At 71.3% G+C, this 14,482-nt stretch carries 9 protein-coding genes; 3 read left to right on the plus strand and 6 right to left on the minus strand.

Annotated elements, in window-relative coordinates:
- The first annotated feature begins 210 nt into the window (after positions 1-210).
- Both ACWC24_RS28875 and ACWC24_RS28880 read left to right on the plus strand, forming a co-directional pair.
- Positions 211-3,129, plus strand: coding sequence for a glycoside hydrolase family 48 protein (locus ACWC24_RS28875; RefSeq protein ID WP_450665818.1), 2,919 nt, complete (start codon positions 211-213; stop codon positions 3,127-3,129).
- Positions 3,130-3,265: 136 nt separating this feature from the next.
- Complete coding sequence (locus ACWC24_RS28880) at positions 3,266-5,935, plus strand: cellulose binding domain-containing protein (protein ID WP_450665819.1); 2,670 nt, start codon at positions 3,266-3,268, stop codon at positions 5,933-5,935.
- 522 nt (positions 5,936-6,457) lie between these two features.
- Here ACWC24_RS28880 and ACWC24_RS28885 read toward each other — a convergent pair.
- Together ACWC24_RS28885 and ACWC24_RS28890 are read right to left on the minus strand one after the other, a co-directional pair.
- Positions 6,458-7,204 (minus strand): class I SAM-dependent methyltransferase, encoded by a 747-nt coding sequence (locus ACWC24_RS28885; RefSeq protein WP_450665820.1) that lies wholly within the window; start codon positions 7,202-7,204, stop codon positions 6,458-6,460.
- 30 nt (positions 7,205-7,234) lie between these two features.
- The gene (locus ACWC24_RS28890) at positions 7,235-7,540 is read right to left on the minus strand and encodes a 4a-hydroxytetrahydrobiopterin dehydratase (protein WP_450665821.1); all 306 of its coding nucleotides are present in this window, start codon (positions 7,538-7,540) and stop codon (positions 7,235-7,237) included.
- 375 nt (positions 7,541-7,915) lie between these two features.
- Here ACWC24_RS28890 and ACWC24_RS28895 point away from each other — a divergent pair, with 375 nt between their 5' ends.
- Positions 7,916-8,779: a helix-turn-helix domain-containing protein gene (locus ACWC24_RS28895; RefSeq protein ID WP_450665822.1), complete on the plus strand. Its 864-nt coding sequence runs from the start codon at positions 7,916-7,918 to the stop codon at positions 8,777-8,779.
- 44 nt (positions 8,780-8,823) lie between these two features.
- On the opposite strand, the gene dnaK is transcribed toward ACWC24_RS28895, so the two are convergent.
- The 4 genes from dnaK to ACWC24_RS28915 form a co-directional block, all read right to left on the minus strand.
- Positions 8,824-10,710 (minus strand): molecular chaperone DnaK, encoded by a 1,887-nt coding sequence (gene dnaK / locus ACWC24_RS28900; RefSeq protein WP_450665823.1) that lies wholly within the window; start codon positions 10,708-10,710, stop codon positions 8,824-8,826.
- 207 nt (positions 10,711-10,917) lie between these two features.
- Positions 10,918-11,343, minus strand: coding sequence for an OsmC family peroxiredoxin (locus ACWC24_RS28905; RefSeq protein ID WP_162469773.1), 426 nt, complete (start codon positions 11,341-11,343; stop codon positions 10,918-10,920).
- Positions 11,344-11,573: 230 nt separating this feature from the next.
- Positions 11,574-13,811: a phage holin family protein gene (locus ACWC24_RS28910; protein WP_450665824.1), complete on the minus strand. Its 2,238-nt coding sequence runs from the start codon at positions 13,809-13,811 to the stop codon at positions 11,574-11,576.
- A gap of 164 nt (positions 13,812-13,975) precedes the next feature.
- A complete protein-coding gene (locus ACWC24_RS28915) occupies positions 13,976-14,407 on the minus strand; it encodes a hypothetical protein (RefSeq protein WP_450665825.1) in 432 nt (143 codons plus the stop codon).
- Positions 14,408-14,482: the final 75 nt, after the last annotated feature.

Here is a 14,482-nt window from a genome sequence, read left to right on the forward strand (position 1 = left end):
GTGCGAAGGAAGCTAGCGCCAAGTCACGACGAAGAACAGGGGGTTCGCTGACTTTTCCTCAATGTGGCCGACGAAGTGTTCGTCGAATCTTTTCGACTCTTCAAGTGTCTTGACCGCTCCCACCCCCATCCCCACTATGGGAGCGCTCCCACTGGTTCAAGCCTTGACTTCTCCGAGCCGCAACAGCCGCAACAAGGAGGAACCAGCACCATGCATCCCCCACCCCGAAGGCGCAGAGCCGTACGTCGGTTATGGGCCGCCGCCGTGACGGCACTGGCCCTCCCCCTGTCGATGCTCGCCGTCGGCACGGCCCCTGCCCAGGCGGCCACGCTCCAGTGCAGCGTCGACTACAAGACCAACGACTGGGGCTCCGGCTTCACCGCGGACCTGACCCTCACCAACCGCGGCACGGACGCCATCAGCGGCTGGGCCCTGACCTACGCCTACACCGGCAACCAGAAGCTGGTGAACGGCTGGAACGGCACCTGGACCCAGTCCGGCACCGCGATCACCGTGAACAACGCCTCGTACAACGGGACGATCGCCGCGGGCGCGGCGGTGAGCACGGGCGCGCAGTTCAGCTACAGCGGCACCAACACCGCTCCCGCCTCCTTCGCGGTCAACGGCACCACCTGCACCGGCGCGCACCAGCCGCCGATAACCGTGCTGACCAGCCCGGCCGCGGGCGCGGTCTACACCCAGGGCACCGCGGTCCCGCTCGCGGCCACCGCCGCGGCCGCGGACAGCGCGACGATCAGCAAGGTGGAGTTCTACGACAACACCACGCTGCTCGGCACGGACACCAGCGCGCCCTACTCGCTCTCGGCCTCTGGCTTGACCGTGGGCAGTCATTCGCTGCTCGCGAAGGCCTACGACAGCCTGGGCGCCTCGGCGGAGTCCACCCCGGTCGGCATCACGGTCGCCTCGGGTCCCTCCGTGGTGGCCTCGACCAACCAGCTGGCCGTCCAGCAGGGCAAGACGGCGACGTACGACGTGAAGCTGTCGACGCAGCCCAGCGCGAACGTCACCGTCACCACCGCGCGCACCGGCGGCAACACCGGCGTGTCGGTCACCGGCGGCGCCTCGCTCACCTTCACGCCGTCCAACTGGAGCACCGCGCAGCAGGTGACGGTCACCGCCGCCGCCTCCGGGACCGGCGCGGCCACCTTCGACTCGACGGCCACCGGCTACACCAAGGCCACCGTGACGGTGACGCAGATCGCCGCGTCGAAGGAGTACGACGCCCGCTTCCTGGACCTGTACGGGAAGATCACCAACCCGGCGAACGGCTACTTCTCGCCCGAGGGCATCCCGTACCACGCGGTCGAGACGCTGATCGTGGAGGCCCCGGACCAGGGGCACGAGACCACGTCGGAGGCGTACAGCTACCTCCTGTGGCTCCAGGCCATGTACGGCAAGGTCTCGGGTGACTGGTCCAAGTTCAACGGCGCGTGGGACCTCATGGAGAAGTACATGATCCCCACCCACGCCGACCAGCCGACCAACTCCTTCTACAACGCCTCGAAGCCGGCGACCTACGCGCCCGAGCTGGACACGCCGAACGAGTATCCGGCCAAGCTCGACACCGCGGTCTCCGTCGGATCGGATCCGATCGCCGCCGAGCTGAAGACGGCGTACGGCACCGACGACGTCTACGGCATGCACTGGATCCAGGACGTGGACAACGTCTACGGCTACGGCAACGAGCCCGGCAAGTGCGAGGCGGGCCCGACCGCGACCGGCCCGTCGTACATCAACACCTTCCAGCGCGGCCCGCAGGAGTCGGTGTGGGAGACGGTGCCGCAGCCGACCTGCGACGCCTTCAAGTACGGCGGCACCAACGGCTATCTGGACCTGTTCACCGGCGACTCGTCGTACGCCAAGCAGTGGAAGTACACCGACGCCCCGGACGCGGACGCCCGTGCCGTGCAGGCCGCGTACTGGGCGGACGTCTGGGCCAAGGCCCAGGGCAAGGACAGTGACGTGTCGGCCACCGTCGGCAAGGCGGCGAAGATGGGCGACTATCTGCGCTACGCCATGTACGACAAGTACTTCAAGAAGATCGGCAACTGTGTCGGGCCGTCGACGTGCGCGGCCGGTACCGGCAAGGACGCCTCGGCCTACCTGCTGTCCTGGTACTACGCCTGGGGCGGCGCCACCGACACCAGTGCCGGCTGGGCCTGGCGCATCGGCTCCAGCCATGTCCACGGCGGCTACCAGAACCCCCTCGCCGCCTACGCGCTCAGCACCAACGCCGACCTGAAGCCGAAGTCGGCCACGGGCCAGGCGGACTGGGCCAAGTCCCTGGACCGGCAACTGGAGTTCTACCGCTGGCTCCAGTCGAACGAGGGCGCCATCGCGGGCGGCGCGACCAACAGCTGGGCGGGCCGGTACGCGACCCCGCCGACCGGTACGTCCACCTTCTACGGCATGTACTACGACCAGCAGCCCGTCTACCACGATCCGCCGTCCAACCAGTGGTTCGGCTTCCAGGCGTGGTCGATGGAGCGGGTCGCCGAGTACTACCAGCAGACCGGGAGTGCCGCCGCCAAGACGGTTCTCGACAAGTGGGTCTCCTGGGCGCTGTCCAAGACCACGATCAACCCGGACGGCACCTATCTGATCCCCTCCACGCTCCAGTGGTCCGGTCAGCCGGACACCTGGAACGCGTCGAGCCCCGGCGCCAACAGCGGCCTGCACGTCACCGTCGCCGACTACACCAACGACGTCGGCGTGGCGGCCGCGTACGCCAAGACCCTGACGTACTACGCCGCCAAGTCCGGGAACGCCCAGGCGAAGACGACGGCGAAGGCGCTGCTCGACGGCATGTGGGGCAACTACCAGGACAGCCTGGGTGTCGCCGTGCCGGAGACCCGGACCGACTACAGCCGCTTCAACGACAGCGTGTACGTGCCGAGCGGCTGGACCGGCAAGATGCCCAACGGCGACACGATCAGCTCGTCGTCGACCTTCTCCTCGCTGCGGTCCTTCTACAAGAACGACCCGGCCTGGTCGAAGATCTCGGCCTATCTCGCGGGCGGCGCCGCGCCCGTGTTCACGTACCACCGTTTCTGGGCCCAGGCGGACATCGCCCTGGCCATGGGTTCGTACGCGGAGCTCCTCGAATAGTCCCCGCCATCGCTCCGCGTACCGCGCCGGGCGGCCCCCACCCGCACAGGGGGCCGCCCGGTCGTCGCGTCCGGCCCCTCTGTTCCTCTCCCCCGCTCCTCCCCTCCGTTCCTCCCCGTCAAGGAAGGACCCCACCGTGCGAAGAACCCGCATCCTCACGGCCGTGCTCGCACTCACGGCCGGCCTCCTCGCGGGCACCGCGTCCGCGCTGGCCGCGCCGAGCGAGCAGGTGACGGTCGCCGCCGAGTCGTACACCTGGAAGAACGCCCGTATCGACGGCGGCGGCTTCGTCCCCGGCATCGTCTTCAACCGCTCCGAGAAGAACCTCGCCTACGCCCGTACCGACATCGGCGGCGCCTACCGCTGGCAGGAGTCGACGAAGACCTGGACGCCCCTGCTGGACTCGGTCGGCTGGAACGACTGGGGGCACACGGGTGTCGTCAGCCTCGCCTCCGACTCGGTGGACCCGAACAAGGTGTACGCGGCCGTCGGCATGTACACCAACAGCTGGGACCCCGGGAACGGGGCCGTGCTCAGGTCCGCCGACCGGGGCGCGAGCTGGCAGAAGACGGACCTGCCGTTCAAGCTGGGCGGCAACATGCCCGGCCGGGGCATGGGCGAGCGCCTGGCGATCGACCCGAACAAGGACAGCGTGCTGTACCTCGGCGCGCCCAGCGGCAAGGGCCTGTGGCGGTCGACCGACTCCGGGGTGACCTGGTCGCAGGTCACCGACTTCCCCAACGTGGGCAACTACGTGCAGGACGCGACCGACACCTCCGGCTACGCCAGTGACAACCAGGGCATCGTCTGGGTGACCTTCGACGAGTCCACCGGCAGCTCCGGCACCGCGACGAAGACCATCTACGTCGGGGTCGCCGACCAGGCCAATGCGGTGTACCGGTCGACGGACGCGGGCGCGACCTGGACCCGGCTGGCGGGCCAGCCGACCGGATACCTGGCGCACAAGGGCGTGCTGGACGCCAGGAACGGCTACCTCTACCTCGCCTACAGCGACAAGGGCGGCCCGTACGACGGCGGCAAGGGCCAGTTGTGGCGTTACGCGACCGCGACCGGCACCTGGACGAACATCAGCCCGGTCGCCGAGGCGGACACCTACTACGGCTTCAGCGGTCTGACCGTCGACCGGCAGCACCCGGGCACGGTGATGGCTACCGCGTACAGCTCCTGGTGGCCGGACACGCAGATCTTCCGCTCCACGGACAGCGGCGCCACCTGGACGAAGGCGTGGGACTACACGTCGTACCCCAACCGGGCCGACCGCTTCACCATGGACGTGTCCTCCTCGCCCTGGCTGACCTGGGGCGCCAACCCGTCGCCGCCGGAGCAGACGCCCAAACTCGGCTGGATGACCGAGGCGTTGGAGATCGACCCGTTCAACTCCGCCCGGATGATGTACGGCACGGGCGCGACGATCTACGGCACCGAGAACCTCACCAACTGGGACAGCGGCACCCAGTTCACCGTCAAGCCGATGGTGAAGGGCCTGGAGGAGACGGCGGTCAACGACCTTGTCTCGCCCCCGTCCGGGGCGCCCCTGCTCAGCGCGCTCGGTGACATCGGCGGCTTCCGCCACACCGATCTCACCGCGGTCCCGCCGATGATGTACACCTCTCCGAACTTCACCACGACCACCAGCCTGGACTTCGCCGAGACGAACCCGAACACGGTGGTGCGGGTCGGCAACATCGACTCCGGTGCGCATGTGGCGTTCTCGACCGACAACGGCGCCAACTGGTTCGCCGGCACGGATCCTTCGGGGGTGTCGGGTGGCGGTACGGTCGCGGCCGCGTCGGACGGCAGCCGCTTCGTGTGGAGCCCGCAGGGCACCGGGGTGCAGTACACGACCGGCTTCGGCTCCTCGTGGTCGGCGTCGAGCGGCATCCCGGCGGGCGCGGCCGTGGAGTCCGACCGGGTCGACGCCAAGACCTTCTACGGGTTCAAGTCCGGGAAGTTCTACGTCAGTACGGACGGCGGCGCCACCTTCACCGCGTCCGCCGCGACCGGACTGCCTTCCGGTGACAGCGTGCGCTTCAAGGCGCTGCCCGGCACCAAGGGCGACGTCTGGCTGGCGGGCGGGGCGAGCGACGGGGCCTACGGTCTGTGGCACTCCACCGACGGCGGTACGACCTTCGCCAAGCTGTCGAACGTCGAGCAGGCCGACACCGTCGGCTTCGGCAAGGCGGCGACCGGGGCGACGTACCAGACCCTCTACACCAGTGCGAAGATCGGCGGCGTCCGCGGCATCTTCCGCTCCACCGACAAGGGCGCGACCTGGACGCGTGTCAACGACGACGCCCACCAGTGGGGTTGGACCGGCGCCGCGATCACCGGCGACCCGCGGGTGTACGGCCGGGTGTACATCGCCACCAACGGCCGGGGCGTGATCTACGGCGACACCTCGGACACCAGTGGCGGGGGCGGCGGCGGTGGGGGTGGGGGTGGGGGCACCGATCCCACCCCGACCGGCGCCTGCGCGGTGACGTACACCCTCACCAACCAGTGGTCCGGGGGCTTCCAGGCGGACGTGAAGCTCGCCAACACCGGCACGGCCGCCTGGACGAGCTGGAGCCTGGGCTGGACCTTCCCCAACGGCCAGACGATCTCCCAGCTGTGGAACGCCGACTACACCCAGTCGGGCTCCGCGGTGACCGCGAAGAACGTGAGCTGGAACGGCACGGTGGCGGCCGGTTCGTCGGTGAGCTTCGGCTTCACCGGGAGCTGGTCCGGGACGAATTCCAAGCCCGTCGCCTTCAAGCTGGGCGATCAGAGCTGCACCGTGACCTGAGGGTCGCGGGGCATGGCGGCCGTCGCCGTGCCGGCGCCGATGAAGAAGCTCGACAGCAGCGAGCCCCGCCGGGCATCACTCCGGCGGGGCCTCAGCAGCATCCCCGACTTGTTCGTTGGATGCTTGTCCGGATCACACTACTGACCGCCACTGACATCGCCTGGGCTCGTCGACAGGTCGTCCGCTCCGCGTGGGGTGCAGAACGTGGGCGGCCATGCTCCATCCGGTGGAATTGCTGTCACGGGCGGCGCGTTGTGGCGTTGAAACTGTATGAGCAGGAGTCGCAGATTTTGGGAGTTGGCCGGCCCGATGGCCGTCGATCAGCTACGGGCCCAGCTGGCTCGCGCTGCTGCCGGGATGGCCAAAGGGAAGCCTCAGCGGCAGAAGACACCTGAGGAAACGCTTCTCCCCGGTGCGGAGCCGGATACCGGCCGGAGCAAGGCGGCGGCGTCCGGCTCGGCTTGAGGTCACTGGGCAACTCCCGGTGGACGGCGCGCGGACCCGACCGGCCGGGTCGGGAGCTCAGCGGGTCGGCTTCCGGTAGGCGTGGAGGGTGAAGCGGGGGTCGGGGCGGGGGCGGTCCTGGTCGGGGAGGGCCTGGAGGCGGGCGGCGAAGCGGTCGGCGAGCGGGTCGCCGGGGGGCAGCGTGACGAACCAGCCGCGGCGCAGGTCCGCCACCGTCCGGCGGGGGCTGCGCCCCTGGCCGTGGCCGTCGAAGCGGGCCTGCCCGGCCGGGGCGAGGCCGTGCGCCAGGGCGTACGACTCCACGAGGGGCGCCGCGTCCCGGGCCGCCCGGCGCGGCCGGGAGGCGAGGACGGCGTCGATGTCGCTGCCCACGTTGTGCGCGGCGGCCTTGTCGACCGTGGTCACATAGAACCCGCCCGGCCGCAGCACCCGGGCGCACTCGCCGACGATGGCACGCACGTCCGCGTCGCTGTCCGCGAGGTGCAGCAGCCAGACGCTGCACACGGCGTCGAACTGCTCGTCGCCGAACGGCAGTCGGCGGCTGTCGGCGCGCACCACGGCGCCGGGCAGCCGGGCGGCGGCCCGGCGGGCCATGGCGGGCGCCAGGTCGACACCGGTGACCCGCAGGCCGTCCCGCCCGGCGGCCAATCGCCGGGTGACGATGCCGGTGCCGCAGGCGACGTCGAGCAGCCCGCGGGTCCCCGGCGGCACCAGGCCGAGCACGGCCGCCGCGGCGGCGGCCGCCCTGGGCTCGCCGCCGCGGGAGGCGTCGTAGCGTTCGGCTTCCTCGTCGTAGTCCAGCACGCGTCCTCCCCCGTTCCGGTCCGGCCGCGCTCAGTGGGCTCCGTGCCCCGGAGCCAGCTCCTCCACTCTGCGGGCGAGCGAGAAGTCGAGCTCGGTGACGGCCCCGCCCACGCTGTGGGTGTTCACGGTGAGTGAGACCGTGTGGTAGCCGAGAGTGAGGTCGGAGTGGTGGTCGAGTTCGTCCTGCACCTGGGCGATGTGCACCACCAGCGCGGCCGCCGCGAAGTGGGAGGACAGCCGGTAGGAGCGGGCGAGGCGCTCCCCGTCGAGTGACCAGCCAGGCAGCTCCGCCAGCCGGTCCTCGATCTCCTTCTGAGACAGCGCTTCCACGGCCATGGCGCTCGCTCCCTTCCTGGGTCGCGCGTACCTGTCCAGCCTGCCATACGACGGCCACGGCGGCGCTGGTCGACGGTGTCGCCGGTCCGGCGGCCGGGTGAGTCGCCGATCGGGTGTCGGCCATCGTACGGCCGCGGCCGCCGATGTGGATCGGGCACGGCGGGCCGGCACTGCCGTCACAACACGCCGATGGACCCGACCGCCGCCGAGCCGGCGCCGGGGACATTCCCGCCCGCCGATCCGGCCACCGCCAAGTGCCCTGCCTTTACGTGGACTTGACGCGGCGGTGCGTCATGCAATTCGATCGACCCCCGGTGCTGCCGCGCGTCCCGTGGCACACTGGCCCGGTTGATCGACTCACAGGGGAGACGTGGCGTGAGTGAACGTCGGCCCGCTCCCACCGTGGGCCAAGTGGTGCTCGGCAGACGGTTGCAGGAGCTGCGGGAGACCGCGGGACTCAAGCGCGAGGAGGCCGCGCGCGTCCTGCGCGTGGCCCCGGCGACCGTACGGCGCATGGAGATGGCCGAGGTCGCCCTGAAGATCCCTTACGTGCAGGTGCTGTTGGAGACGTACGGCGTGCCCGCCGAGGAGGCGACCGACTTCGTGAACCTGGCGGAGGAGGCGAACCAGCCCGGCTGGTGGCAGCGCTTCCACGACGTGCTCCCGGAGTGGTTCAGCCTGTACGTCAGCCTGGAGGGCGCGGCCCGGCTGATCCGGTCCTACGAACCGCACTTCATGCCCGGTCTGCTCCAGACCGAGGCGTACGCGCGTGCCGTCATGGAGGGCGGGACGATCGCGCAGGAGGGCATCGAGGCGGTGGAACGGCACGTCTCCCTGCGGATGACCCGCCAGCGGCTGCTGGAGCGCGACAACGCGCCGCACCTGTGGGTGATCATCGACGAGACGGTGCTGCGCCGCCCGGTGAGCATCCACGGCAAGGTGATGCGCGACCAGCTCACCAAGCTGCTGGAGATCACCGAGGACCGGAAGGTGACCGTGCAGGTCGCCGAGTTCACGGCGGGCCCGCACCCGGGGACGTACGCGCCGTTCTCGCTGTTCCGCTTCGCCGAGCCCGAACTGCCCGACATGGTGTTCACCGAGTACCTGACCGGCGCGCTGTACCTCGACTCGCGCCAGGAGGTCGCGGCGCACCTGGAGGTCCTCGACCACATGACCACGCACGCCGCGTCGGCCCAGCGGACGAAGACGATCCTCCAGCGGTACCGCCAGGAGTACTGACCCGGGGGTACCGGCCTCGGGAGTACCGGGCCGGGGCGTGCCGGTCAGGCGGCGCCGCCCCGCGTGTCGCGGTCGTCGTCGACGATCTCCGCGTCGACCACTCCCTCGTCGTCCGGGGAGCTCCGGGAATCGTGGGGTCCCTGGGAGTCCTGCGGGCCCGTGGCCGATGCCGGGCCCTGCTGCGCCTGGGCGTACATGGCCTGACCCAGCCGCTGGCTGACCGCGGCCAGCTTCTCGACGCCTGAGCGCAGCGCGTCCGTGTCGGCCTGCCGCTCCAGCAGCGCCTTGAGCTCGGCGATCGCCGACTCGACCTCCGGCCGGGTGTCGGCGGGCACCCGCTCCTCGTTGTCGCGGATGAACTTCTCCGTCTGGTAGACGAGTTGCTCGGCCTGGTTACGGGTCTCGGCCGCCTCGCGGCGGGCCCGGTCCTCCTCGGCGTACTGCTCGGCCTCGCGCATCATGCGGTCGATGTCGTTCTTGGGCAGGGCGGAGCCGCCGGTGACGGTCATCTTCTGTTCGCGGCCGGTGGCCAGGTCCTTGGCGGAGACGTGCATGATCCCGTTGGCGTCGATGTCGAAGGCGACCTCGATCTGCGGGATGCCGCGCGGGGCGGGCGGCAGACCGGTGAGGTCGAAGACCCCGAGCTTCTTGTTGTACGCGGCGATCTCCCGTTCGCCCTGGTAGACCTGGATGCCGACCGAGGGCTGGTTGTCGGTGGCCGTGGTGAAGATCTCCGAACGGCGGGTGGGGATCGTGGTGTTGCGTTCGATGAGCTTGGTCATGATGCCGCCCTTGGTCTCGATGCCCAGGGACAGCGGGGTGACGTCGAGGAGCAGGACGTCCTTGACGTCACCGCGGATGACGCCCGCCTGGAGGGCTGCGCCGACGGCGACGACCTCGTCCGGGTTGACGCCCTTGTGCGGGTCCTTGCCGGTCAGTTCCCGGACCAGCTCGGTGACCGCGGGCATCCGGGTCGAGCCGCCGACCAGGATCACGTGGTCGATCGCGGAGAGCTTCACTCCGGCGTCCCTGACCGCCTGGTGGAAGGGGGTCTTGCAGCGGTCCAGCAGATCGGCGGTGAGCTCCTGGAACTGGGCGCGGGTCAGCTTCTCGTCGAGGTGGAGGGGGCCCTCGGCGGAGGCCGTGATGTAGGGGAGGTTGATCGAGGTCTCCGAGGACGAGGACAGCTCGATCTTGGCCTTCTCCGCGGCCTCGCGCAGGCGTTGCAGCGCCATCCGGTCGTTGCCGAGGTCGATGCCGGAACCGGCCTTGAAGCGGGCGGCGAGGTGCTCGACGATCCGCTGGTCCCAGTCGTCGCCGCCGAGCAGGGTGTCGCCGTTGGTGGCCTTGACCTCGATGACCCCGTCGCCGATCTCCAGCAGGGACACGTCGAAGGTGCCGCCGCCGAGGTCGAAGACGAGGACGGTCTGCTCCTCGCCCCGGTCGAGGCCGTAGGCGAGGGCCGCCGCGGTCGGCTCGTTGATGATCCGCAGCACCTTCAGGCCGGCGATCTCACCGGCCTCCTTGGTGGCCTGGCGCTGGACGTCGTCGAAATAGGCGGGCACGGTGATCACGGCGTCCGTGACGTCCTCGCCGAGGTAGGCCTCCGCGTCCCGCTTCAGCTTCTGCAGGACCCGCGCGGACAGTTCCTGGGCGCGGTAGCGGGTGCCGTCCACGGAACCGTGCTCGGGGAACCGCCAGTCCGGGGCACCCATGTGCCGCTTGACGGAGCGGGCGGTCCGGTCGACGTTGGTGACGGTCTGCCGCTTGGCGACCTCACCGACGAGCACCTCGCCGTTCTTGGCGAAGGCCACGACCGACGGTGTGGTCCTGGTGCCCTCCGCGTTGGCGATGACCGTGGGCTCGCCGCCCTCCAGCACCGCCACCACCGAGTTCGTGGTTCCCAGATCGATCCCGACCGGACGTCCCATCGCTGTCCCCTTCCACCAGGGTCGCCAGGGTCACGCGAGGAGGTCGTGTCGGAGAGCCTCCCGCACTCCAGCACAGAACGCGCACCCGCCGTTGTCAATGGCACGGCCGGCCCGCCTGCGCGGACCACCCCGGCCGGGCGGTCCGCGCAGGCGGGCGTACGTTCCGTCGGATCGGGCGGACCGTACGGATCAGGTGGATCAGGTGGATCAGGCGAGCTTGGCCGACAGGGTGATGGTCGTTCCCGTCAGGGCCTGGCTGACGGGGCAGTTCTTCTTGGCCTCCTCGGCGGCGGCGACGAACGCGTCGTTGTCGATGCCGGGCACCGAGCCCTCGACGGTGAGGTGGATGCCGGTGATGCCCTCACCCGGCTGGAAGGTCACGTCGGCCGAGGTGACGAGCTTGGTGGGCGGGGTGCCGGCACCGGCCAGGCCGTGCGAGAGGGCCATGGAGAAGCAGCTGGAGTGGGCGGCGGCGATCAGCTCCTCGGGGCTGGTCTTGCCGTTGGCCTTCTCGGCGCGCGACGGCCACGACACCGGCTGCTGGCCGATGCCGGAGGAGTCGAAGGTGACGACGCCGTTGCCCTCGAGCAGGTTGCCTTCCCAGACGGTGTGTGCGGAGCGCGTGGTTGCCACGGTTCTTCCTTTCGGGTGGGTTCCCGGTTCCGGGATTCCTGCGCACCATCCGATCACATTCCGGCTCGGCGCACCCGGAACACCGGCCCGCGCGCGGTGAACGGCAGACGTGCGCTCCGCGGGATCGGACAGGCGTGTTCGCGCCGCACCCGCAGCACGTCGCACCAGCCGTCGTCCGACGCCGCGGGGTGCTCGCCGTCAGACCCTCCGGCGCTGCGGGCCGCTCGTCGTCAGGCCGCGCACTCCTCCTGTCCTTCCCGGCCGTCCCGTTCCGCGGGCCCCTCGCCGTTCGGCTGTCGCGCGCCGCGCGGCCCCGCCGCCAGCGGCACCTGGGGGCCGTCCGGCTCGCGCAGCCAGCGGCGCAGCACCCGGTGGACGTGCTCGGCCCCGACGAGTTCGGCGCCGTCCTCGACCGGTGCCGAGAAGGCGAGCGGTGACATCAGGAAGGGCCGGCTCTGGGCGCCGCCGAGGCCGCCGTGCGAGCCGATCTGCTCCTCGAAGGCGTGGACCTCGCCGGCGGCGGGGTCGCACCAGGAGTTGACCATGATGTCGGCGGTGTGCGGGAAGGAGTGGGTGCGGCGGACGGCGTCGGCGGCACCCGGCCCGAAGACCGCGAGCGGCCCGGGGTCCTCGTCGAGCCGGTCCAGCGGGATCTCCGCGCCGCCGGGACCGAGCACCAGACCGCCGTGCTCCTCGCTGCGTACGAGGAGGAAGCCGATGCCGGGATGGTTGGCGAGGGCGGGCAGCAGCGCGGGGTGGCGGGCGTCGATCTCCTCCCTGGTCATCCGGTGCGGCACGTCGGGGAAGGACACCAGGCCGAGGTTGCCGGAGGCCAGCACGACCGGGTCCGAGCGGCGGCCCGCCGGGCGGTGCCGGTCGTGGCGTTCCTCCTCGACCGGGCGGTGCAGCGCGGCCCGGACCGCGGCGCGGGCCTCGGTGCCGGTCGGGGGCTCGCCCGCGCGGGCGGCGCCGACGGCGTGGGCCAGGGTGCGGTCGGCCCGGCGCGGGACGGCGAGCCCGCAGCCGGCCCGCACCAGGTCGCCGAGGGTGAGCCCGTAGCGGGAGCGGAAGGTCTCGCCGGGGCTCTGCCCGTGGTCGGACAGGACGACGATCCGGTACGACCGCGGGGCGTGCTCGGCGACCTTGCCGAGCAGCGCGAGGCAGCGGTCCATGCGCCGCAGGACCTGCTCGGCGTCGCGGCTGTGCGGTCCGGAGTGGTGGGCCACCTCGTCGTAGGCGACCAGGTCGGCGTAGACGGCCGTGCGGCCGACGAGCATGTCGCCGATCACCGCGGCGACGACGACGTCCCGTTCGACGACGGTCGCGAAGGCGCGGACGAGGGGGTAGAGGCCACCGCGTCTGACCCGCGGGAGCTGCCCCCGCAACCGGGCGCGGGTCGACTGGTGGATCTCGCGGCCCACCTCGGCGACGAAGGACAGGGCGGTGCGCACGGCGTTGGCGGGGTCGCAGAAGTAGGCGAAGTAGCCCGAGCGGGACCGGGTGCGGCGGCCGCGGCGGCCGATGGCGATGGACAGCACGAGCGCCTGTTCGTCGGCGCCGCCGCCGAAGAGGTTGCCGCGGCTGGCGCCGTCCAGGGTGAGCAGTCCGCCGTCGCCGGTGCGCTCGACCGCGCGGCGCTGGAGTTCGGCGGCGCTGGTCGGGCGGTTGCAGACCATCACCTCCTGGCTGTCCTTCTCGTACCAGCGGAAGGCGGGGATGTCGAAGTTGCTGGCGTGCAGGATGCCGAGCTGGCTGGCGCCGGTCTGGCTGGACCAGTCGGTGCGCCAGGAGGTCAGCCGGTGCGTGGCCGGGGCGGGTGCCTGGTCGGGGCCGGTGCCCAGCCAGCCGGCGACCGTCGGCATCAGCCCCTTGCGGACGGCGTCCTGGAGCACGTCGTGGCCGACGCCGTCGAACTGGAGGAAGACGGTGCCGGGGGTCTTCGGGCAGGGCGGGCCGCCCCGGCGGCGGCGGACGGCGAGCCGGGAGAGCCGGCGGCGGTAGGCCTCGTCGTCGCGCACGGCCAGGGCGGCGCCGGTGGCGGAGGCTACGGCGGACATCACGGCGGCCACGATGACCGCGGTCTCGGGGGCGGCCTCGCTGCTGCCGGACGGGGTCAGCCGCAGCGCCAGCAGCAGCAGCGAGCCGTTGAGGAAGAAGACCAGCAGGCCCAGCACGAAGGCGGGGACCAGCAGCAGGAGCCGTACGAGCAGGGGCCACACGAGGGCCGACAGCAGACCGAAGAAGCCCGCGCCGAACGCCGCCGTGACGGCGATGCTGGTGGCGCTGTCGCCGTCGGCGGACTGGAGCTGGAAGTCCGGCAGGATGCCCGCGAGGACCAGCATGGTGACCGTGGAGACGGCCCACACCACGATGCTCCGCCCGATCTGACTGACGATCCGCCGCCAACGCACGTCCCGCACGGCCCGTACACCTCGCGTCCCGGCCCCACGCCGGCCGCGGGCCCTCATCCTCCAACCCTGCCACAGGCGGGACGACGAGCCCCGTGCAGACGTCCGCCGGGGTCAGGTCGGCGGCCGTCGTGGCCGGCCGTCGGGGTCCGGGTCGGCGGCCGTCGTAGCCGGTCGCCGGGGTCCGGGTCAGCGGCCGTCGAACCCGGTCGCCGGGGTCCGGGTCAGCGGCCGTCGTAGCCGGCCGTCGGCATGGACAGCCGGCGGTGCACCCGCGCCTTCATCTGCGCGTCGTAGAGCGGTTCGGCCCGGCCCACCGTCTCGACCCGCACCCCGCGCCGCAGGGCCTCCGCGGTGAACTCCTCGACGGACGACAGCGCGCTCTCCAGCACCCGCCGGCTGGGCGCCACGAACAGGTCCACGCCGGGCCGGACGCCGTCCCAGAGCACCACGTGGTCGGGGCGCAGCCCGCACACCAGCAACTCCCGCGCGACCACGTACCCCCGCTCGGCGGCCCAGCGCGCGCACATCGCGTGCTGGCTGCGGGAGTCCACCAGGAACGGGTCGTCGTCCAGTTCCTCCAAGGGTGTCAGGCTCGCGATGGCCGTCACGCGCACCGCGTGCGGCCCGCCGGAGGCACCCCGCACCTCTCCCATGGCGTCCCCCTCACCTCCGGGTTTCGCCGCCGACCCTACTCCTGCCCGTAGGCTTCGGGGAGTCGCGCGAAGGAG

The sequence above is a fragment of the Streptomyces sp. NPDC001443 genome, from assembly GCF_053597355.1.

What these genes read in the sequence shown, in the direction of transcription:
- ACWC24_RS28875 (WP_450665818.1), top strand. Translation starts at nt 211, where the DNA reads ATGCATCCCCCACCCCGAAGGCGCAGAGCCGTACGTCGGTTATGGGCC.
- ACWC24_RS28890 (WP_450665821.1), bottom strand. Translation starts at nt 7,540, where the DNA reads ATGGCCGTGGAAGCGCTGTCTCAGAAGGAGATCGAGGACCGGCTGGCG.
- dnaK (WP_450665823.1), bottom strand. Translation starts at nt 10,710, where the DNA reads ATGGGACGTCCGGTCGGGATCGATCTGGGAACCACGAACTCGGTGGTG.
- ACWC24_RS28910 (WP_450665824.1), bottom strand. Translation starts at nt 13,811, where the DNA reads ATGAGGGCCCGCGGCCGGCGTGGGGCCGGGACGCGAGGTGTACGGGCC.
- ACWC24_RS28915 (WP_450665825.1), bottom strand. Translation starts at nt 14,407, where the DNA reads ATGGGAGAGGTGCGGGGTGCCTCCGGCGGGCCGCACGCGGTGCGCGTG.